Consider the following 21,803-nt stretch of genomic DNA (forward strand, 5'->3'; position numbering starts at 1 on the left):
TGAGAAGATAAGAGAAAATAAATATGGATTTAAAGCAAATAGAAAAGCTCATGATTGCTATGGGACGTAATAGCATGAAGCGTTTTGTGATAAAACGTGAAGGGCTAGAGCTTGAATTGGAAAGAGACACAGGAGATAAACCTAATCAAGAACCCGTGTTTTACGACAGTAGGTTATTCGCAGGTTTTGCTCAGGAGCGCCCTATTCCTACCGATCCTAATAAAACAATCGCTAAAGATGTGGCTCCTGAAAAAACAGAAACTGAATCTCAACAAGCTCTTGGAGATTTTATTAGCTCTCCACTAGTAGGCACATTTTATAGTTCTCCTTCTCCAGACTCTCCATCTTTTGTTAAACCTGGTGATGTCGTTTCTGAAGATACCATTGTTTGTATCGTAGAAGCTATGAAAGTGATGAATGAAGTTAAAGCTGGTATGTCCGGTCGCGTTGTTGAAGTTCTCATCGCCAACGGCGACGCAGTACAATTTGGATCTAAGTTATTTCGTATAGTTAAAGCTGAGTAATGAAAAAAGTCTTAATCGCTAATCGCGGAGAAATTGCAGTGCGTATTATACGTGCTTGTCATGATCTGGGATTGGCCACAGTTGCAGTATATTCCCTGGCAGATCAAGAAGCCCTACACGTGCTACTAGCAGATGAAGCCGTGTGTATAGGAGAGCCTCAAGCGGCTAAATCCTACTTAAAAATATCGAATATTCTCGCTGCTTGTGAAATTACAGGAGCAGATGCTGTTCATCCCGGCTACGGTTTTTTAAGTGAAAATGCTAATTTCGCTTCCATATGCGAAAGCTGTGGTCTGACTTTTATTGGTCCTAGCTCAGAATCTATAGCGACAATGGGAGATAAAATCGCAGCGAAACAACTCGCTAAGAAAGTGAAATGTCCTGTCATTCCTGGCTCTGAAGGCATTATTAAGGATGAAGCCGAAGGATTAAAAATTGCAGAGAAGATAGGTTTCCCAATAGTCATCAAAGCTGTTGCTGGTGGAGGTGGTCGCGGTATCCGTATCGTTAAAGAAAAAGATGAGTTTTTCAGAGCTTTTTCAGCAGCAAGAGCAGAAGCAGAGGCGGGATTCAATAATCCCGATGTCTATATTGAGAAGTTTATTGAAAACCCTAGACATCTAGAAGTCCAAATCCTCGGAGATAAACATGGGAACTATGTGCATCTAGGGGAGAGAGATTGCACAGTACAAAGACGTAGGCAAAAACTCATTGAAGAGACCCCAAGTCCCATACTTACCCCAGAACTCCGAGCAAAAGTAGGGAAAGTCGCTGTTGATTTAGCAAGAAGTGCAAACTACCACTCCGTAGGTACACTAGAATTTCTGTTAGATAAGGATAAGAAATTCTATTTCATGGAAATGAATACGCGTATCCAAGTCGAGCACACGATCACTGAAGAAGTTACGGGCATAGATCTCCTGAAAGAGCAAATTTATGTAGCTATGGGGAATAAACTGACTTGGAAACAAAAAAATATTGTTTTCAAAGGGCACGTCATACAATGCCGTATTAATGCTGAGGATCCTAGCAACAATTTCGCACCCTCTCCAGGGCGTTTAGACTACTATCTTCCACCTGCAGGCCCTTCTATACGTCTAGATGGAGCTTGCTATAGCGGCTATGCTATTCCTCCTTATTACGATTCTATGATTGCTAAAGTGATTTCTAAGGGCAAGAATCGCGAAGAAGCTATAGCAATTATGAAGCGTGCTCTGAAAGAATTTCATATTGGGGGTGTCCACTCCACAATTCCTTTCCATCAATTCATGCTGGATAACCCTAAATTCATTAACTCAGACTATGATATCAACTATGTTGATCATCTTCTTTCCCAGGGCAACTCCTTATTTTAAGAATTTTTTTACAATTCTTGTGTCTAGAGATTCCTTCTCTAGACTCATGGGTCGATAATGACAATGTTAATAAAAATTAAGAGAAGTGATTCTAGAAATCAGCATTTCATGCTATAATTGCTTAGTTTTTTTAACATTGTTTTCGTCTTTATGAGAATAGCTCCTCATTTCTGTTTAAGTTCTTTTTAAGTTCTTTTAATAAAGAGCCCACTTATTGTGATAAAATAGTGTCTAAATTAGATAACTACTTCTATTTCGGCGGGAAACAAATAGAAATCGTCGGAAGAAATGAACAAACTCAGGAAATCATCTGCATGTCCAGTTCAGGGCGGCATGTGCCTATTGCTGAGAAGATCATAAAAATACTTTCTTATGTCTTACTGCCTATCGTATGCATGGCCTTGCTTATACGCTTCTTACTACATCAGGCATTGCATAGCAAGGTCGTCCTCATAAACCAACAGGGAGCACATACTCCTTGTGAGGCCTACTTAAATCAAGCTAAAGCTATCCGCAATAAATAGAGCTTCGCCTGGAACATCCTCATGATAATAACGCCTTAAAAGATGCTCTACATCGCGAAGGATTACAGGTTATCTACTTTTATAGAGAAGAGTCTACTAATCAGTTACTTCTTACCATGACATCGAAACATGTCCCGAATATAGCCTTTACATTAGCCATTCCTATCACAACCGCTACGCCTGAGGAAAGAGAACAGGCACTAATGAAACACTTGTGGAACTGTCTAAAATCAATCAATATCGCTAAGCGCAAGCATTTAGATAACCTAAATGATAAGTAACCCTATAGGTATGAACTTAAAAGATGGGGTGATTATTCATCATATTCGTGATACGCATCTCACGGAACATACGTTAAATAAACAAGATGCTTCAACAAGTGTAGAAGAACATAATCATCTACAAAATGCATTCAATGACCTTACGAACTTTACCGTACTTACCGGATACCCAGGTAAAGTATTTGCCAAATCAGAAAGGAAGTTTGTCTGCTTGGATAGTGCTACCAATACACGAGCCCTGTTGATAATTGATCCCGGCCATGTGACAACCTATACTGATACAAACAAGGAAAGAGAACAACGCGCTACAGCTCTCATACCGATACTTAAACACGTACCTCCAGAATATCTCAAAGGGATGATCAACCAAATTCCAGAATCTATAAAAGCTACAATCAATAATCTACATTCTCTAATATCCCAAGAATTTCTTGATAAGACGTTAAATATCGAAGCTCCTCTATTTACACCCGATCACCTACACGCTCCATTGTCTCATCAAGAAAAGAAACAATTAGTCAAGAACTTCCTAAATTCCATATCCCGAAAAGTTGTCATTCAAAACGATGCAGGTCGCAAGATGATAGTCTTCGATAAGCACGATCAAAGCTATCTTGGAGGAGGAGAGGGTGCCCTCATGAATCAATATAATAACTATGGATCCATGTTTTATAAACCTGAAGAGACTCAAGAAAAATGTCTAGGGGAGAGCCTTATGGATCAGCTGATTGCGATAGGTATCTTCTCTAGTTACGAAAACCCCCAGAAATATCATGTTAAACTCTGTAACATTTTCTCCACTCTATTCTCCCAGTCGGTTAGAAAGGTTCTCTGCTGCTCTAGATGCCTATTTCCATCTAGGCGGTAAGCAAACAAAAGTTATAGATAAATCATCGGAACTGGGGTTCAGACTTGTTACTCAATATGACACAAGAGCTGTGTCTACTATTGAAAAAATATTAAAATATTCTCTTGGATCTTTATTCCTATTACCATCACGGCTTGGTTACTACGCATAGCTCTACATCTCTATCTACACATCATGTATCCGTGTATATATCTTGACACGGCTCTACCAGAAGCGCTCCAGAAAGATATTTTTGCTACATGTCAAAAAATATCCCATACCCTAGAAGCAGATGCTTACCAAGAACTGTCTAATGAAGGTATTACTTTACTCAAGCCTCAAGAAGAATTCTCAACTGTGCTCCCAGAAAGATTTTACCTAGATTCTCATGAATCTCATACCTTTTATCTTCTAGGACGCCGAGATAAAATCGACGCCCGGGGTTTAGACCTTTACAACCTAATTCAATTAGGAAGAAATTTTATTTCTGGGCATGAAGTTAAAGGTAAAAACATAAAGAAATCTATAGAAATATGTTTAAAAGACAGATTCGGAATTACGGCAAAAGTTGCTAGTCTTCCCAAACCAAATCAAGCGCTATACCATGGTCTCAAAGCAGAATTCTGCTTTGATCACTATCCTAATTACGTTTGCACATTGAAGGATAATTCCATGAGTATTCGTAAGATAGTAAACTCATATGCTGATGAGTTAGAAGAATCTGCTATTGCTACATTTGTAAAAAACGTTCTAGAAGCACGCTATTTAGAAAAAAGAGATAGCTCCCATATATCTTGGCCTAAGTATGTGGGTTGTGAAATGGGCACAAGGATCGTTATTCTCGATGATGAGGAGGAACATAAGGAGATTATCATCTCAACCCCCGAAGGGGATACCACAACTAATCTTAGATACTTCTCTTCAAAGTCTTTTGTAGAGTGCTATCATAATATGAAAAAAAGAAACCTTATTCCTTATGTTTTAGGGCAGAACGCCGTATTTAAACATGATCAAAATAGATACCAACTGATTATGAATGAATCTGGCAGCCGTCTACTTGTTACAGATACAGATCAAAGTAAAACAGTCATGTCTGCCTTTTTAAGACAAGTTCCCAGCGCTTTCCTTAAGGATGTATTACGAGAAGCGACCCCACAAGAAGTTACTGTTGCTTTACCATCTTTGGATATGAAGAAAATTGCCCGATCTCTAAATCTGGATCACATTACGATTCCAAAAAGCCATATTCTTAGCTACAATCCTCTATTACGAGGCCTTTCTGATAAAGAAATCAAACTAGAATTAGCTATGGAATTCATTGAAAAAATTTTATTCCCCACACATCCAAGTAGCGAAGAAATATTCATTCCTTATAGAGAAGAATATTCTCCTAACTCTCTCTCTAGTATGACAATCTGGGGATGTCTTGCTAATGCAACAAGTAACAGTTTGATAAGCTCCATACTTATGCAATTAGAAGAAATGCATATCATTGCAAGATTTACAGAAGTACATCGGGGAGTATTTGTACGGCTAGGGAAACTTTAAACTAAGAAATACCTGAATCTATCTATTCTCAAATACAGGAGTCATTAAATTGACTTCGTATTCTAAAAAAAATAGGTATCCTGGTTAACAGAATACCCATGCTTCGCTATAGAGAAGTATCACATAGATATAATTTTAAGTTGGAATAGTTCCTGGGTATCGGAAGTCATCACAACTAGTGTCAGGCGTTGAATGCCTAATTAAACGATTCTCTCTTTGAACAGCTGCTTGTTCATTACCAATATACCAGCGAGCTTGCTGACAGAAGCAATTGTATAGAGACCTCCACCGAAACTCAGGAGTTCCTTCTTGATAGAATCTATCTCGTCTACTTGCAATATCTGCAGCCGAAACATCATTTTGGCTGTACATATGTAAATGTCTTAATAAAGAGTAGGAAAGTGACATCTGATAAAATGTTTTATAATAAGCAGACTCTTGTCGGGATAAAGCTTCTAAATTTGAAGTAACTTCTGGGAACTTTTCCCTGTATGCTTCTAAATCTCTGAGGGAGTACATACTCACAGCAAAAGAGAGTTCCATTAACTCTGTAACTGCATTTACGAGAACTGGATCTCTAGAAGCTTCATCATCAGGGAAAGCCAATCGACCATTTCGATCTACATGCAATAACTCTAAGACCTCATTATTTTTCCTATCTTTTAAAGTAAGTAAACGAGAAATATCGGGATTAACTGGATCACGCAAACCTCCCCAATCAGAAAGAGGCAACGTATCTCGCTCTTCATCAAGCTTCTCCATGGCATTGTTTAAAGCAACTCTTCCTTCAGCAGTTAATTCGGGACAAGGTTGTGGCTCTCTTTCTTCTTCTTCCCGAGGAATAAATCCAACTTCTTCTGACACAGGAACGGATTGTCTTGATCTGATACAAGAGGTAGCCACAACTAAACCCAGTACAGCAAGAGAAATACCGCCAAAAATTAATAAGCCTGAACTAGCACTTCCAGCCAGTCCTAAGCCACCGACGACCATAAGAATTATAGGAATAGCGATTGCTAGAATAGCAAGGCTGACTTTCAATGACTTAGACTGACAAACTCCTTGACTTGTTTCACTATTTTTTGTTAAATTTGGGCAGCTGCATAGCCTGCTTAAATTAATCATATTTTACCCATTTGGATGAAAGAAAGGAACGAGCACAATATTTTGCAGGTTGGTCTATTTAAATGCAAATTGAAAATGGGTTTTTCGGTATGATTTTTTATTGATGTCTTCAAACTCATTGAGTTAGGCGTCTTTTCTATAGGTTACCTATTTCCTCTAGGGCAAGAGCTTAAGTCTTCTCTCTGCAAAGTAATTTCTTAGAAAGTTCAATCTCTAATAGAGGAGTTATTCTTACAACTGAAAATATGAAGGTCTAGGGCTATTAAAAGATTAGAACAAAATTTAGAATGATCAATATATTTTCAAGTCAATTCTGAAAATGGAAAAATCCAAAACAAGCACTGCGAGCACATCTTCAAGCACTTAGAATACCCAAAATTATTGCAGGTGAAGTCCCGAAATTACTAAATCATGCTTTCAACGAGGACCATCAGAGCAAAACTTTGGTTACTGACTTTCTACAACTATAATTTTGTCTGCTTACTACAAGCAAAAAAACCACGAACCTATTCCCATAAGAACCCCATCACACTATGAGCTAGAACTTCGTCTTAAAAGTTCAGGGGACGCCAGTGAACAATAACTCTACTAAAAGTATACAAATGGACTTCTGAGCTACCAAGAACACCTAATTTTTCTAATTCTTTTAATATCCTCGGTCCAAGTAAACCTCGTGTTTCGGGATTCTCATCGGCATAATCAAAGAACAAAAGTTTAGCCCACAGCATATCTGGAGTCCCTAGGGGAATCACACTCTGTATTTGGCCGTTCTCTTTTTTTTCAGCTATATGAATGATAAAGGCTAAAAATAATCTAGAGAGCTTTTCTAACCCTTTTTGACTGACTGTATCCCTGGATTCTGTCTTTAAAATTTCTCGGCAAAGCTGGGGGAAGTTAATAGAAAAGTCTGTCGATATTTCTTTAACGAATGGGCTTTTTTGCACCTTCTTGAGTTTGTATGTAGAAAGCTTTATACCAGAAAGATCCAATTTACTAGATAAGCTAGGATAATTTACCCAGAAGCTTACGGTATCTATTTTTGAGGATGTTTGAGAAGAATCAAAAGTCATGAAACAGCTTTCTAAAGGCAAAGAAGCATAAACGAGGGGTAGATGACGTACATTTTGTAAAAGTTCAGGATGGTTAACGAGTAGTTGCTTTTTATCTTTAGGCACTAAAGAATCCAAAGAGACAAATGCGACGCTTATAAGAGAGATAGCTATGCAAAAGAAATCGTATAGCCAAAGCAATAAGAGTAATAGGGAAGAGGAGTACACCGATATAGGTTGGGGAAGCACGGCCAGGAAGAGTGAGAGACCAAGCTCTATTCTCAGAATCTCGAGCAACTATGTAGGATTGCTCACCCCCTAAGTAAAAGCAGGCATCCAGAAAAGAAACGGTTTTTTCTAAAAACGAAGGTTTGGAATAGTTAGAAAAAATGAGATAAGGCATCTTTCCTCCCAAATAACAGATATTCATTATTATAACATAAAGAATAGGAAAGGCTTAGAATAATTTTAACAACTAAATTCTCTTGCCTAGAAGAAATTATGGGGGAACTGTCTGGAAGCGGTTCTAGATGATTTTATTGTAAAAAATCCCCTTACACTATCTAGACAAAAGGAAGTTACCGAACCCATAACACTGTCGGCTATCAAGATTTTATTTTAACAGGGGTACAGGGTTAGCAGTTGAGGGGAGTTGGTTGAGATCCAGGGGGTATAGAAAATCCCAAGGCTTTAAAAATAATTTTATTACTAGTGATAAATTCTTCATCTTCATCTGTAGTAGAACCCGAGCTGCACTCTAAAACAGAGGACTTAAAACCCACTCGATAAACATGTTGACTGCTAAGGCTCTGTTGGAATCCGGATTTAATTTTACGAATGGCATAGACTTGTTCTGAAGGAATTTTAATTTCGGAGACTTCTTGATCGATTAAAACTGCGGCTACAGTGTAAGGACCGACTTGTATCTGGTAATTGAACATACCTTTATCAATCCCTTGAAGGTCCAACCACACATCTCTTTCTGTTAAAATTTGACTTTTGGCTAGACTTCTCCAAATATTACAGTAAGACATCTTATTAATGAGAACTTTGGCGTCACGCTTATAAACCTTCACGACATCTTTAAGCTTCGGAGTGTAGCTCGAAAAGAGTTGTCTACGTTCTACTGATATCTCTTTGGATTTTGATTTAGAAACTTCTTCTGAAAAATGACTGCAAGTAGGTGAGGAAGGGGAAAAACGGCTAAACCCTCCTCCAAATGGAGGTAGACCGCTCACACAAAATAAAGAGGGCTCGACTTTGTCGGGATAGGGAACAGTTAAAACTTCTCGCCAAGGAAATAGTTTCCAATCCATTTCCGTCTCTTTAACATAGCCTCAAAAACACGTAAACGAACCCTTAATTATAGAAAAGAAGATAATGTTTTTTATCCAAATCACTTATATTAAAGTATTTATGGACTATACTAAGACAAACAACGTTAAAAAGATCAAAAGATTTTTTGTTGAGAACAAAATTTTATTCGAAAAATTATTTTCTCTATTGCCTACGGCTGGATGTATATGGGGTGTTCGTTTTCGAAAGGATGGATAAGTAGCTAACTATAATATCCTTATATTAAGGTTTAGTATTAATTAATTCAACATAATACATATTATCAGACGTTATGTAAACGCCTTGTATGCACAGAGCGAGCCCAGTTCGTCCACCTCAACGGCGGCAATGTCGATGCTCCTGATTGAAGAGTCAGCAAACACTCTCCTGTCGTCAGGTTAAATTTCCTTACCTCCTTCTCAGCTTTCCACAAAATAGGATCAGAAATAACAATTGGATAACCGCAGATCTCGCTAAGATAACGAGAAAACTCTGCATCACTCTGAGGAACTCCGTGTTCTCTCAATTCTGACCAAGTAAGTATCTGTAATGCTTGAGAGAACTCTCTATTATCCAGGCAATCAAAAGGTAGAAATACAACATAATGGTTATCGGGATTATAGATAGCATTCCCGAATGACTTCATCCATCTGGATAATCTATTTCCCTTCTCTCCTGTTGTCAAATCTTGTAATGTCAACACTTGCTCTAAAGTCAGAGACCTTAAAAGACGCACTCCACGCAAAGAAAACCCATGTTTTGCTAACAACAGCAGATATTTTGCAAAATGTTCTTCCGTGAGCTTAAGGTTGATAAGCGCAGATTCTCGGCTGTGAGAGACGTATTGACAGTAGCGGGCAAACAACGAACTTACAATCTCTTTATTTTTCTCCCAAGTATCTAAATCTGCGTGATAAACAAGATAACTGTACTCAGTATCCGATATGATCTCGGCGACTACCCAGAAAACAGGAGAAAAAATAGTAATGGATTCATCTGAAAAACCTAAGCGAGAAACCCAATATGCAGACAGGGAACCCCGAGATTGCCAAGCTTCTCGGGGAAGAGGACATAGTAAAAAACGATTTCTTTCTAGGGCGCATACATCGCAGAAATTTGACAGCCATAAAAATGGACAATACGATAATAAAATGTCCTCGAATTTGTCTTGGATAAGAGATAGCAACTCGATGTCTCTAGAGCTGAAAAATGCAGAAATTCTATCCATACCGAAATCGGTGATCTTCTCCCTAAGAGACCGAGATAAGGTGTTTAATGACAGAGAGGAATGGAGAAACTTCAGATGATCCATAAACTCGTCAAATTCTTCAAAGCTCAAGTTTTGCTCTACTAGCAGCTCCCCTATAACTGCGGGAAAGTTATCTCGAAAAACGGCAAGTAGATCTCTAGATATGACCGTATGCGTTTCCTCTGCCCCCTCTTCCCGTGTATTAACTAAAGTAATCGGATGAATAGCTACTGGACCTTGCGGAATTTCACGATCATTCTCAATACATTCATGATCGCTTTCTTCTCTTTTAAGCTGATACTTCTGTAGTAATAAGATGTGTGTAATAAGTTTAACAACCAGAGCTATAATTACAGGGATAACCAAAAGGTATGCTAGTATCTTCATACAACTTTGTATGCAAGAAAACTCGGGCTTAACTACCCTATAGCATAAGGATCCGCTCTCAGACAAATCTGTCACTTGAATTTTAGGACCACAAATATGAAGAAAACTGCCTATGCGTTCTATTACTGTCTCTAAACGCACAGGCTGTCCTGAAGATACTTTCTTTTCTATATATTGCGGAGAGAACGATACGGGTGTGAAAAAATACAGGTCCACGCTAACTTAATCCTCAAAAATAATTCTATCTACACTAAATCCTTTATTATCAAGACCCCCCACATGTTCCCCTAAAGAAAACGTGGTTTGACGTATATAAAAGGTCTCTAAGCCAAATACTCCCAAGAGTGCGTTTGTTTGTCTCCCTTGCTGAATAAGATTTTCGACTTCTTCCTGAGTCATACCATCTCTAACAGGTACACCCAATAAGAAATTCGCCGTGTTATCTAATCTGTCCCGTGATACCTCACAAGTTTTGGTCGCTGATGTCACGATATCTTGACTACCGTTATCCCATGTGTGCAAGAAACCGGGATAATGGATAAAACTGCATCCGGGTATCTCGGTTAACCTAAATTTAAAATGAACTCAGCGTTTTTTTGTAATTCTTCTAAGTTGCGCGCACCTAACTATCCCATACCTGACCGCAGCCCACCTAAGATTTGATAAAGCACATCATCAAACGAACCTTTGTACGGTACAAGTCCTTCTACTCCTTCTGGAACAAACTTTGTAGCACTACGTTCTTGAAAATAACGCTCGGCACTTCCCTTTTCCATAGCGCCCTGAGAGCCCATACCCCTATACATTTTGTAAGCTTGACCATGAACATGAACAATATCTCCTGGGGCCTCGTCAGTGCCTGCTAACATACTGCCAAGCATAACGCAATGCGCGCCAGCAGCAAGAGCTTTAACAATATCGCCAGAATACCGCATGCCTCCATCAGCAATAATACGAACAGAAGAACCGTGCAAGGCCTCTACAACATCCATAATAGCTGTTAATTGCGGCATCCCCACGCCCGAAACGATCCGTGTTGTGCATATAGATCCAGGTCCAATACCCACCTTAACAGCATCAACACCAATTTCAGCTAAACACAAAGCTGCTTCCCTGGAGACAATATTTCCTACTATGAGCGTCACTTCAGGGTAGTTCTAAGATATAAGGCGGTATCCAGCACGCATCTAGAGTGTCCATGAGCAGTGTCGATAACTAAAGCATCGACACCAGCTGCAACTAAAATATCCGCTCGTTGCCAACCTTGTTGGCCAATACCTACAGCACAGCCCACTGCAAAAGAGGAATCTTGTGACTTTATTTGCTCTACAATATGAACTTGCTCATTTACAGTGATATTTTTATGAACAACCCCCAACCCTCCAGCTACTGCCATACCTCTAGCCATGGAGAATTCTGTAACAGAATCCATGGCTGCAGATAAAATAGGAACGGCTAAAGGCAAAGACTTTGAAACAGAAGAGAACAAACAAGTTTCTTGTGGAAGTACTTCAGAGTACTCAGGTTTTAATAAAACATCATCAAAAGTCAGAGCTTCGCGCATATAGTTCTCAAAGTGAAGATAATCAAGTTCGGTACGCAATTAAAGAACCAACGCTTCTCACTAAACAACAGACAGTCTGCCGAAAATCCAGGTAAAAGCATTGTAGTTGCGCGGATACTAGTACTTATTTGCAATAATCTCAACGGATTATTACAAAATGGAGTAAAAATTCCTTAATAAGGAAGTCCGGTAGATGTCTCCAAAACTCTTCGCACAATTCCCAACAAAATCCAAAAAACTTAGACAATTTTGCTTCGCTCTAGTATTGACAACTAAGCAAATTCAACAGAATAACTGAGAGCTTATAAAAAGCTCTCAGAATACATTGAGATGACTGCATTCACAGTGCAACAGACAACGCTAATAACGAATAGGAGCGTCTTTATATTCATCGTGAATGGTTTTTACCGATCGACCATCAGCTAAAAAAGTTGTTTCCAAATAATCCTCAGAAAAGTGTTCACCAAAACTCTCTCTGACATTATCTGATGTGATTCCATCCCAGATCATGGAATAGTACCCCTTGACAGGAAGCACATGCTGGGTGCAAACCTGGTCCCCAGCGATCCACGCATAAGCTACACTGTGCTTACATTGCCCTGAAGAGATATAATCAGAAACCACAACGGGAATGCAGTCATAAACCCCTTCACGACGGCGACAGGCAACGAAATCATCTTCTCCAAGGGCTAAAACAATTCCATTGCAACGCTTCCCAGGAGCATACTGCAAATTCAGGGCACCATGATTATCTTCACCATCCGCATCTGTAACTCTAGAGGAACTCTCGAAGAGACGAATATCCAAATTATATACTCTAACATAATTATGAAGCCAAACAGCATGCGGGTAGTATTCTTGAAGAGTATGTTGCGCTGAAATAGGGTTCATTAAACTTCCATAAACCACTATAGGAATGTAGGGAGTTGTTAATTGCATTTTTGTATGTATCTCCTTCCAAATCCTTCGTGATTCATTGTCTACGCTTTCGCTAACCTTAGGATCTAAATATTCTTTAGATAGATATTGCGAAGGTAGGTAGGCAGCAGGATAGGATAGAAAATCAGAAACAGGGAATTGAATACAAAACACCTGTTCAAGCGTATCAGTACTATTTTTTGAAGAAATAGATTGGGAACAACCAGTAAGAATGAGTAGAACACATCCCAATAAATATATCAGTAATTTACGCATAAAATCCTTTCTGATAACGAGAAGAAGACAATTAATATCATCTGAGCATTCTTAACTAACTGACTTCTGCACAGGCTAATTTTCGTTAAGTATTTCAACGTGAAGAACGTTGTAGGCATTCTCACAACTTGCAATATAGCAATGAAACACCTGTCTCAAAGAAAGAGGAAATGTTCTTAGAAATACAGCCTTAAATTCTCAATACGCACGAATTCGTCAATTGTCGTCATATTGCAGAACAAAAATAGCGGAAACAACAGGGCACTTTTTTAGATTTTTTTTGAAATTTTTTTACAAAAATCTCAGTGAAGATAATGAGTATCCCTATGAAATTAAATATCTTTTCTTATCCCCTAGATGCAGCAGCGTGGTTTTCGATGTTCAGGAATGCAGATGATCCGTTGCGATTAAAAAAATTTTTATATATCCTGTTCAACCAAAACTAATGAACCAATTAGGGATTCGGCATGTCAAATCCAGTACCTACACACAACAAAACTCTTTCCTCATTCCCTTCAACTATAAGCCTTACTCAGGCAGACAAGACCCCATCACAACGTTGCTCATCTCTTAGACTGTTTCTAGACACGATGTTAATCATTTTGGGCTTTTCTACCATAGTTACCATCTTCGCTGCCATTTTTTTTCTTAATGGCCTTAACTTGCTCAACACAACAACAATTATCTTATCTTCAGTTTTGATGCTTATAGGCATCATATTTATAAGCGTGGGTGTTCTTTTCTTTGTCAATAATATAGAGGATGGACTCTCAGGCATCTTAAGAAAACATTTAAAAGAGAAAGAGTCGGAAATAGCCGAACTCAAAAGCCAAATCGAAACGTATCAACTTAACCTAGAGTTTTCCGCTTCAGAATCCCCCTCCAACATTATAGAACATTCCGAACCCATAGAGACGAGTTCTGAAGCGATTTGAGGCATGCATGCGATGGGTTCTAGAATCATGGTTAAGGTGGATACATGACTCCACAATGTGAAAAACATGCAAAAAAAAAAATCCATGGTTTAGATTAGAACTTCTTTTATTCTCATGATTAAAAATCCCTATGGGATCACTATCTGAACAGTCTTTTTTATTTTTATCTAATATTTTTTTATCGCAAACAAAGTTGTAAGTTGTTAGGGTCTTTTGCTTTTAAACTAAATAAAGCGAATGCGGCAAAGATATGAGAACACAAAACTTCTTCCTATCGAAAATCAGATTATTGGGTGCTTTATGTCTAGCTTCCCTTTCTGTTTTACTTACCGGATGTGATGCAAATGACGCATTCACTACTGATAAATCTATAGTTCAAGAAGCTAAAAGTTCAGCTCCCATCTTCACAAACACCAAAGATGCAGACAATATCTGGGACACGATCAAAGCAGCCTGGAGCCTATCTGAACAAATGAACTGTATTCCTATAGTCATTTACGATGATCTCATGAATCCTTCTCTATTCCAAAGCCAAGGAATATCCCTTTGAAATACTGCTGTAAATGTTGAGAAAACCCAACGCATTTTCAATTACGATTCACGTAAAGAGAAAAAAGATTCGTCTAAAAACTATGCCGATCTTAATGCTATTGCCCTCGACTTACAAAATGCTGAAGGAAAAGAAGACGTTTACGCATCCGCTATTTTATATGGCATAGAAAAAGAGACATTTGTTGCTTTATGCAAGCACTACCCTCAACACAGCTTAGTCCCTGTAATCGTATCCAAACAGCTCAATAACAGCCCTGTCTACAGCCTGGGATATATGTTCTCAGTCACTAATCCTGCTTTACTCACTCCTCAAGAGGCTCTACCTGAGCAAAAACGTTTTTCAGAAATCTGGCAAGCTATCAATTCTCAGGAAGTCATTGAACTCTACGGCAAGCAATTCCCAGTTGACTACGTGAATACAACAGTATTGGCTAATGGCAAGACGATTAATTCTTTAATTCCGCCAGCAAATGAATAAATAACAAGATAAAAATGTAGATTAAATCTAGTTGTTGAAAAACCTTGCTACCCGCGGGGTTTTGTTGTATTGATGCCTCTGGCTTTCTTGGCAATATCCAATATCTCAATTATTACCGATACACTACCCAATCGAGATACTCATCAAGTCTCTTTAATTAGAAAAAAATTTTTCGAATAAAAAATAAAATATAATAAAATCCCTCTTCTTCCGTATAGGCTCTTCTCTCCTCTATTAAAAATAAGGCTAGTTTAATTTTAATGATTTATGATAAAATTTCCGCCCATCAACAAAAAATTTGGTGAACTATGTTAATTAAAAGATATGATACACCCGCAGATTTTGCAGAACAAACTGCAGGTGCTCCCTACCTAATTAAAAGCGCTTTTTCTCGCCAAGGCTGGAATGGGAACATTATTAAAACACAAGATAAAGAATCTATTAAAGAAGTCATGTTCTCCGTACTGGTAAGCTCTATACCTATTTTAGGTACAATCCGAGGCTTAGCACGTATGTACAGTCTTTGGTCTGTTAAAGACAGAAGCCTGGATACAACTCGCAATTTAACTCAACACTCTATAATCGCTGCCTTTGAGATTTTAGGTCTGGCTCCTCTCTTACTCGCTCTACAGATCTCTTTAATAGCTGCAGCATCCATCTTAGGACTTGCTATTTTTCTCGTTATTGTTGCCGTTGGTGGAACAGGATTCCTCGCTTATTGCGGCATTACAAAACTTATTGAATGTGTTAACAACTCTTGTTGTTCTAGATAGATCTCAGTGAATGGGAGAAGATGATATTCGATTTATGAGATATACAATACCTCCCGTTCTGACTTAGTTAGAAATTCTACTCCTTAACTTACCCGAAGCATACGCTATAGAAGTAACAGCATAACCTTGAGAAAAGATTGAGCAAGATCGCTTCCTTCCAGCTATCTATAACTTTAGTTCCAAAAACCCATCTTCCTCTTCTAGACTTAGCTTCTAGAAAACTGTTTGCCCGACATCAAATGTTTTAGTCTAATCTTTATTTGAAAAACTTCGAGAACTTTCTCCGAACTTTCAAGCAAAATCGATACAAATTAAGCTCTTTTTCCTATACTTGTAAGTCGTTTTCTGGTCAGATTGCCTTTTTATTTGTACTGTCTATGAGGCTTAGACCGATGAACTCTACTCAATCCATGGAGATACTGTTGTGCATAATGAAATGATCTTCATAGCACAAACCCTTTTTGTTGTGCTTGCAGGGATATTTTTTTCTTCTAAAAGTACAGGCTGGCTAACAGGCTGGTTGGCTACCCTATCAGTAATTATGAACGTTTTTGTATTAAAACAAATCGTTCTATGCGGCCTAGAAATTACCTCGGCTGATGTTTATATGATTGGTATCTTGTCTTGTTTAAATTTCTCTAGAGAAGTTTACGGACAAAGTAAAGTAAATGAAGCTATGGTTGGCTCGTGGGTAATCACTATAGCCTTTCTTCTTTTAACCCAGTTCCATCTTGCACTGAAGCCTTCTCCTAACGATACTAGCCAAAACCATTTTATCGCGCTGTTCTCACCCACACTACGATTAACCCTAGCTTCTTTAGTGACCGTAATCCTCGTACAAATTATAGATCTGAAACTCTTTTCCTACCTAAAAACCCTGTTTAAAGATAAAGCATTCGGAACCAGATCAGCCATATCTTTAGTTTCTTCTCAAATCCTGGATACCTTGCTATTTTCTTTTCTAGGCCTCTACGGGATCGTAGCGAACCTTACTCATGTCATTCTATTTTCTTTAATTACCAAAATCTGTGTCATCGCCATGTCTGTCCCCATTGTGGTCTTTGGTAAACACCTTAGAAAGCGCAACGCTACCTAAAAGGGCAAGGTAAAAGGCCTGATGTATATAGGAATTTTTGTCATTTCAAAGAGCTTGCCGTCTACTGGATAAATTCTATTTACAGGAAAATATGCTCCCCTATAGGCTTATTCTACTGTTTTCGAATGAGATGAAAGCAGAAGTCTTTTTTCGGGGCAGCAGTTTCGGGTTCCTATCGTGGCATTAAAATTTCATGTCCTCCATCAATCTAAAAAATCTCGAGCACGTGTCGGCAGAATAGAAACTGCTCATGGCATTATCGATACCCCAGCTTTTGTTCCTGTAGCGACAAATGGCGCTCTGAAAGGTGTTGTAGACCACAGCAATATCCAATTAATGTTTTGCAATACCTACCACCTTCTGGTCCACCCTGGCACAGAAGCTATCGCCGCTATGGGAGGCCTGCATAAGTTTATTCATAGAAATTCCCCTATAATCACAGATTCTGGAGGATTCCAAATCTTTAGCCTGGCTTATGGCTCCGTTGCCGAAGAAATCAAAAGCTGTGGGAAAAAAAAAGGCTCGTCATCCATCTTAGAAGTTACTGATGAGGGAGTTTGGTTTAAATCTTACCGAGATGGTAGTAAGCTCTTCTTATCCCCAGAAGTTTCTGTACAAGCACAAAAAGACCTGGGTGCCGATATCATCATTCCTCTAGATGAGCTTTTACCCTTTCACTCCGACACAACATATTTCCTATCTTCCTGTGCACGAACCTACGTATGGGAAAAACGCTCCTTAGATTACCATAAAAAAGACCCAAGACATCAATCTATGTATGGTGTGATTCACGGCGGTATAGATCCCAAACAAAGAAAAATTGGTTGCGCCTTTGTTGAAGATCACCCTTTTGACGGATTTGCCATTGGGGGAAGCTTAGGAAGAAATCTCAACGAAATGGTCCCTATTGTTGATATAACAACTTCTTACTTATCCAAAGACCGTCCCGTACATCTTTTAGGCATAGGAGACCTTCCCTCTATACAGGCAACTATTGGTTTTGGTATAGATTCTTTCGATAGTTCCTATCCAACTAAAGCCGCACGACACGGATTAATCCTGTCTTCTCAAGGCCCTATCAAAATCGCCAACCAGGCGTATACTAACGATCTCTCTCCTATAGATCCAGAGTGCACGTGCCTCACATGCACCTCTAAGATCTCTAGAGCTTATCTGCGACATCTTTTCAAAGTTCACGAGCCTAATGCAAGCATTTGGGCCTCCATCCATAATCTTCACTACATGCAAGAATTTATGAAAAATATCCGCGAACAAATTTTACATGATAGGATTTAGTTTTTTGTTTTTCTTTTCGGATTATTGTACTTAACTCGAAGTATTTAAGATGAGTTTACATAAAAAACAAATAAGAGAAATTTGATTTTTATGTAAACTCATCTTAAATTGCTTCTCTGAGTTCTCTCAATGTACAATCACACAAAAACTCCATAAGAATCCTTATTTCTTCATTAACATTAGAAACACAACACACAACTCGATTCTTAACCCCGGCTGTTATCTTCTAATAAATATGGAGTGTTTTTTCTATAAGTATAAAAACAATACGGACTTCTTTTATGATAACCAGAACGCTCACTGGTTACTGAAAGATGGCTTTATCAGATCAGAAACCCACCTGTATCCCTATACTATGGATTGGGAAATTGACATAACTCACTCTGATGAAATTAAAGAACTCCTCATCAGGTGCACCCCTATCATAGGGAATATCCTAGGCTTTGGGAAACTCTATAGCCTATGGTCTACCAGAGATCCCGAAGATCGATACAAAGACATCCTATTTCATACTCTCTCAGGAGTATTAGAAACTCTAGGACTCGGTGTCGTGGCTCTAATATTAAAAATAACTTTGACTATGGCTTTCTATTTCTTGGAATTTCTCGAATTCCTAATACATACACTAGTATCTTTAATTCTTCCTAATAGCCAATCCCCAAAAAGATTTTCTTTCCTCTAAATACCCAACTAACCGGATTAACCATAAGCCTATAACGATGAACTCGTTATATCAAGATAAGCAAATACTTAAGATAGTAGATTTAAAAAGTTTTTAGATGATTTAATGTTTATTATTGAAATAATTTACAAACAGAAATAGACTATTTCCCTCTCAATATCCAATAGTAAGAATGTCGCCATGTGTGCTGACACAACTGCCCGGATATTCTTTGTTTTGACGTTCTAAACCTTCCGATATTTCAGGTTTTTCTTACAGCCTCAATTCCACCTGTAGCCTATTTCCTTATACAAAACATACAAGACATACGAGAGCACGCTGGAATCACCGTCCTCATCTTCATTCCTAAATGACCAGCCTTTTTTCTATATGATGATCAATATAAATAATAAGGAAATCGTCACTCATGTTCATAAATCAATATCACGATAATACAGAATTCAATCAATCTACACAAAACTACCCAACACTGTTTAGGCTTGGATTTGTCCGTGATCAATTTGGTTTAAAATCTTGGACTATTGAATGGATATTTTCTGATGACATAGAAGATTTGGATGCGGATGGTGTGATTATTCAAGTGCTACGCGCTTTACCCATTATAGGAGTAATTCTAGGGATCGGGAAACTCTACAGCGTGTGGTCTACAGATACTCTTGAAGATAACCGTAAAGATAAAATTATCCTAACACTCACGGGAATTATCGAAATTTGCGGTTTAGGCATCATCACTCTAATAATGAAAATCCTTTACCACGCTCTAGCGCATATCCTCATCTTCTGCCTACCCCGCCTTGTCCATAGAAGAAATAGCGATGCTGAGGACAACTTCAGAGAACATCTCATCAGTCAACTTAGCTGCGAACTATAAGCTACTCAAAAACCACAGACTTCGAATCACAAAAGCACCAAAACATGATCAATTAATAAATTGCGATTAATAATTATATTTAAAATTGAAACAATTTCAATCTAATGCTAAAATACTTCGCATTCAATTATTTAAAAGTAAAAAATATAGTTATGTTTATTAACAAATATCCTAATGACTAAGATTTCTTAAGTGGAACAAGAAAATATTGCCCACTATTCCGTTCTGGATTTGTCCGCAATCCTACTGGCATCCAACCTATAGCTCAAGAATGGCATGCGGACGTTCTTTCCACAAGCAGTATCCTGGAAATTAAAAAAGCTACACCCATTCTCGGAACAATCATGGGACTAGGCAGGTTGTATAGCGTATGGTCAACTGAAGATAGTCTAGTCAATACAAAGGAACTCCTGTTGCATACTCTAACAGGGATAATAGAAACCTTAGGGTTAGGGATTCTTCTGCTTATTGCGAAGATACTATATGTTGTAATCCATAGATTATGGCAAAAACTGCGTCTTTGCTGCTGCCAAGACCGCTATCAAGAGGAGATACGCAATCCAATAATTCCAACAATTTCTGAGAATTTCGATTATAACCCACCTGAAAGCATATTAGACTTATCCCAAATACGTCCTGAACAATTTGAGAACGCATTTTCTACTAGCGTACAAGGCGATCCCTCTAAAGGAAAACCCGTAACTGTATCGCTCACTGTAAATCCACAAACAATAGATAGCATGATACAAGTCACAACCCAATTACTCTCAAATATTCGAAATCTACACGAAGATGACGAAGAAGGTATGCAAATAAGTATCTCTCAGTTCGGAAACATAGTCGGTCAAGGTATGCTACGGAGCCAAATGAGTAGAGTACAAGCAACTTTACAAGAACTACCTTCTTACGAAGAAGAGGAAAAAGTCAATACGGAAATACAATCAGTCAATTAAATATAAGCAACTTTTGAGTCACTCAATACATTAGTCTACATTTCCTGCTCTTCTCTGTGTTATCCTGAGAATACAAAATACAAGAGAAGAGACTCTTCTGATGCTCCCGTCTCGGGCACTATCTCTTTTTACTGTCTGATAAAATCAATAAGCAAGAAATTGCACAAAACGCTAATGCCGAGGCCATAGGAATAGTAATAAATCCAAAAATAAATAGCTTTGTTGAGCAAGATACCCGACCGCAAATATCTATGGTCATTCCGGCAATTTCTTGTAGGCAAATCTGATAAACAGCGATGAGCATCCCCATGATAGACAAAGGTAAAGCATAAATCTTTACTAAATCATCTTCTCGATACGTAGCTATCCCTAGAATAATCGATAAAGGAAATAAGCAAATCCTTTGATAATAGCACAAAACACACGGCTCTATATTTAACAAGTAACTGTAGTAAATACTCATTACCGTTCCCGTGCAACTAATTAACCACGCAAAATATAAAGCATAGTTACGAAGGAATCTAATCATGGTTTTCCTCCGTAGCTTGCAAATAGCGGATTTGTCGAATCACACGCTCTAGTTCCTCAAACGTAGGATCCTCTATGAGATAATCCCCAACAACAGCTGTTGGTGTGGCTAACTGACCTCCAAGAACCTGCGAGCCATAAATGTTATTTTTTTTAATTTGCTCTTCATAACGTTGAGAATCGATACATTGCATCAACCCCTTAGGATTAATGCTACGGCCAGAATGCGTTTTTAAATTCTCAGTAAGCTTAGTTAATACTTGAGGAGTTGCCCAATGCTTACCCTCCTCTTTAGGATGAATAAGCAATCTGTGAAAATACTCCGTATACGCTTCTATATCTGGCTCACGGGGATCATGATGATAAACACAAAGTAACGCTTGAGCCGCAGGCATCGAACCTCGAATAAAACATACGGGAATCAAGGTAAACGACACCTCTCCTGTATCAATGTAGTTCTTTTTTAATAAGGGAAAAACTTCAGTGCTAAATTCTGCACATGCCAAACATGAAGGCTCTTCAAATACTGTGATATTGATTGGTGCGTAACGATTACCAAGAGTGGGAAAATGCTTGGCATTTGTAGGAATATGAGCTTTCGGAGGTAATATCGTCTGCTTTTTATAAATCATTAATCCAAAGCATAGTACGAAAAAA

Annotated in this window: 17 protein-coding genes and 5 pseudogenes; 13 read left to right on the forward strand and 9 right to left on the reverse strand. The window is 38.3% G+C overall.

All coding sequences use genetic code 11. The annotated features are described in order from the left end of the window. The first annotated feature begins 23 nt into the window (after positions 1-23). The 5 genes and pseudogenes from accB (at position 24) to CHAB577_RS02875 (ending at position 5,079) form a co-directional block, all read left to right on the forward strand. Positions 24-524 carry an acetyl-CoA carboxylase biotin carboxyl carrier protein gene (gene accB / locus CHAB577_RS02860; RefSeq protein WP_011097153.1) on the forward strand — a complete coding sequence of 167 codons (501 nt, stop codon included), beginning with the start codon at positions 24-26 and terminating at the stop codon, positions 522-524. Further along, the gene (gene accC / locus CHAB577_RS02865) at positions 524-1,879 is read left to right on the forward strand and encodes an acetyl-CoA carboxylase biotin carboxylase subunit (protein ID WP_086393189.1); all 1,356 of its coding nucleotides are present in this window, start codon (positions 524-526) and stop codon (positions 1,877-1,879) included. Before accB ends, accC begins: the two co-directional genes overlap by 1 nt. A 170-nt stretch (positions 1,880-2,049) precedes the next feature. Continuing rightward, the gene (locus CHAB577_RS05255; RefSeq protein ID WP_257614963.1) at positions 2,050-2,403 is read left to right on the forward strand and encodes a DUF648 domain-containing protein; all 354 of its coding nucleotides are present in this window, start codon (positions 2,050-2,052) and stop codon (positions 2,401-2,403) included. Between the two features lie 270 nt (positions 2,404-2,673). Beyond that, on the forward strand, positions 2,674-3,552 hold the full coding sequence (locus CHAB577_RS05260) for a hypothetical protein (protein ID WP_231908321.1): 879 nt from the start codon (positions 2,674-2,676) through the stop codon (positions 3,550-3,552). Next, positions 3,458-5,079 (forward strand): annotated as a pseudogene (locus CHAB577_RS02875) (DUF648 domain-containing protein). Before CHAB577_RS05260 ends, CHAB577_RS02875 begins: the two are co-directional and overlap by 95 nt. A gap of 135 nt (positions 5,080-5,214) precedes the next feature. Here CHAB577_RS02875 and CHAB577_RS02880 read toward each other — a convergent pair. The 7 genes and pseudogenes from CHAB577_RS02880 to CHAB577_RS02910 form a co-directional block, all read right to left on the reverse strand. Beyond that, the gene (locus CHAB577_RS02880) at positions 5,215-6,204 is read right to left on the reverse strand and encodes a hypothetical protein (protein WP_006344174.1); all 990 of its coding nucleotides are present in this window, start codon (positions 6,202-6,204) and stop codon (positions 5,215-5,217) included. Between the two features lie 551 nt (positions 6,205-6,755). Further along, positions 6,756-7,656: pseudogene (locus CHAB577_RS02885) on the reverse strand (DUF648 domain-containing protein). A 232-nt stretch (positions 7,657-7,888) separates the two neighbouring features. Continuing rightward, positions 7,889-8,569, reverse strand: a complete 681-nt coding sequence (locus CHAB577_RS02890; RefSeq protein ID WP_011097156.1) for a hypothetical protein — start codon at positions 8,567-8,569, stop codon at positions 7,889-7,891. A gap of 302 nt (positions 8,570-8,871) precedes the next feature. Then, positions 8,872-10,440 carry a DUF1389 domain-containing protein gene (locus CHAB577_RS02895; protein ID WP_011097157.1) on the reverse strand — a complete coding sequence of 523 codons (1,569 nt, stop codon included), beginning with the start codon at positions 10,438-10,440 and terminating at the stop codon, positions 8,872-8,874. Positions 10,441-10,469: 29 nt separating this feature from the next. Then, positions 10,470-10,800, reverse strand: a pseudogene (locus CHAB577_RS02900) (adherence factor); the annotation flags it as partial. Between the two features lie 53 nt (positions 10,801-10,853). Continuing rightward, a pseudogene (guaB, locus tag CHAB577_RS02905) lies at positions 10,854-11,788 on the reverse strand (IMP dehydrogenase); the annotation flags it as partial. Between the two features lie 360 nt (positions 11,789-12,148). Further along, on the reverse strand, positions 12,149-12,982 hold the full coding sequence (locus CHAB577_RS02910; protein WP_011097158.1) for a gamma-glutamylcyclotransferase family protein: 834 nt from the start codon (positions 12,980-12,982) through the stop codon (positions 12,149-12,151). Positions 12,983-13,449: 467 nt separating this feature from the next. On the opposite strand from CHAB577_RS02910, the gene CHAB577_RS02915 reads away from it, so the two are divergent. From CHAB577_RS02915 to CHAB577_RS02955, 8 genes and pseudogenes are all read left to right on the forward strand, one after another. After that, the gene (locus tag CHAB577_RS02915; RefSeq protein WP_011097159.1) at positions 13,450-13,917 is read left to right on the forward strand and encodes a membrane protein; all 468 of its coding nucleotides are present in this window, start codon (positions 13,450-13,452) and stop codon (positions 13,915-13,917) included. A 250-nt stretch (positions 13,918-14,167) separates the two neighbouring features. Beyond that, positions 14,168-14,947, forward strand: a pseudogene (locus CHAB577_RS05335) (hypothetical protein). Positions 14,948-15,255: 308 nt separating this feature from the next. Beyond that, positions 15,256-15,720 (forward strand): hypothetical protein, encoded by a 465-nt coding sequence (locus CHAB577_RS02925; RefSeq protein WP_006344180.1) that lies wholly within the window; start codon positions 15,256-15,258, stop codon positions 15,718-15,720. 424 nt (positions 15,721-16,144) lie between these two features. Beyond that, positions 16,145-16,816: a queuosine precursor transporter gene (locus CHAB577_RS02930; RefSeq protein ID WP_011097160.1), complete on the forward strand. Its 672-nt coding sequence runs from the start codon at positions 16,145-16,147 to the stop codon at positions 16,814-16,816. A 177-nt stretch (positions 16,817-16,993) separates the two neighbouring features. Beyond that, the gene (gene tgt / locus CHAB577_RS02935) at positions 16,994-18,112 is read left to right on the forward strand and encodes a tRNA guanosine(34) transglycosylase Tgt (protein WP_011097161.1); all 1,119 of its coding nucleotides are present in this window, start codon (positions 16,994-16,996) and stop codon (positions 18,110-18,112) included. A gap of 235 nt (positions 18,113-18,347) precedes the next feature. After that, entirely contained in the window at positions 18,348-18,794 is a 447-nt protein-coding gene (locus CHAB577_RS02940) for a hypothetical protein (protein ID WP_011097162.1), read from the forward strand. A gap of 406 nt (positions 18,795-19,200) precedes the next feature. Beyond that, positions 19,201-19,665, forward strand: coding sequence for a membrane protein (locus CHAB577_RS02950; protein ID WP_011097163.1), 465 nt, complete (start codon positions 19,201-19,203; stop codon positions 19,663-19,665). Between the two features lie 344 nt (positions 19,666-20,009). Next, positions 20,010-20,618: a hypothetical protein gene (locus CHAB577_RS02955; protein ID WP_231908330.1), complete on the forward strand. Its 609-nt coding sequence runs from the start codon at positions 20,010-20,012 to the stop codon at positions 20,616-20,618. A 118-nt stretch (positions 20,619-20,736) separates the two neighbouring features. Here the strand turns inward: CHAB577_RS02955 and CHAB577_RS02960 are convergent, their stop codons facing one another. After that, on the reverse strand, positions 20,737-21,147 hold the full coding sequence (locus CHAB577_RS02960) for a disulfide formation protein (RefSeq protein WP_011097164.1): 411 nt from the start codon (positions 21,145-21,147) through the stop codon (positions 20,737-20,739). After that, a complete protein-coding gene (locus CHAB577_RS02965) occupies positions 21,140-21,778 on the reverse strand; it encodes a thioredoxin domain-containing protein (RefSeq protein WP_173024159.1) in 639 nt (212 codons plus the stop codon). Before CHAB577_RS02965 ends, CHAB577_RS02960 begins: the two co-directional genes overlap by 8 nt. Positions 21,779-21,803 lie beyond the last annotated feature (25 nt).

This window comes from Chlamydia abortus, assembly GCF_002895085.1.
GTDB classification, from domain to species: Bacteria; Chlamydiota; Chlamydiia; order Chlamydiales; family Chlamydiaceae; genus Chlamydia; species Chlamydia abortus.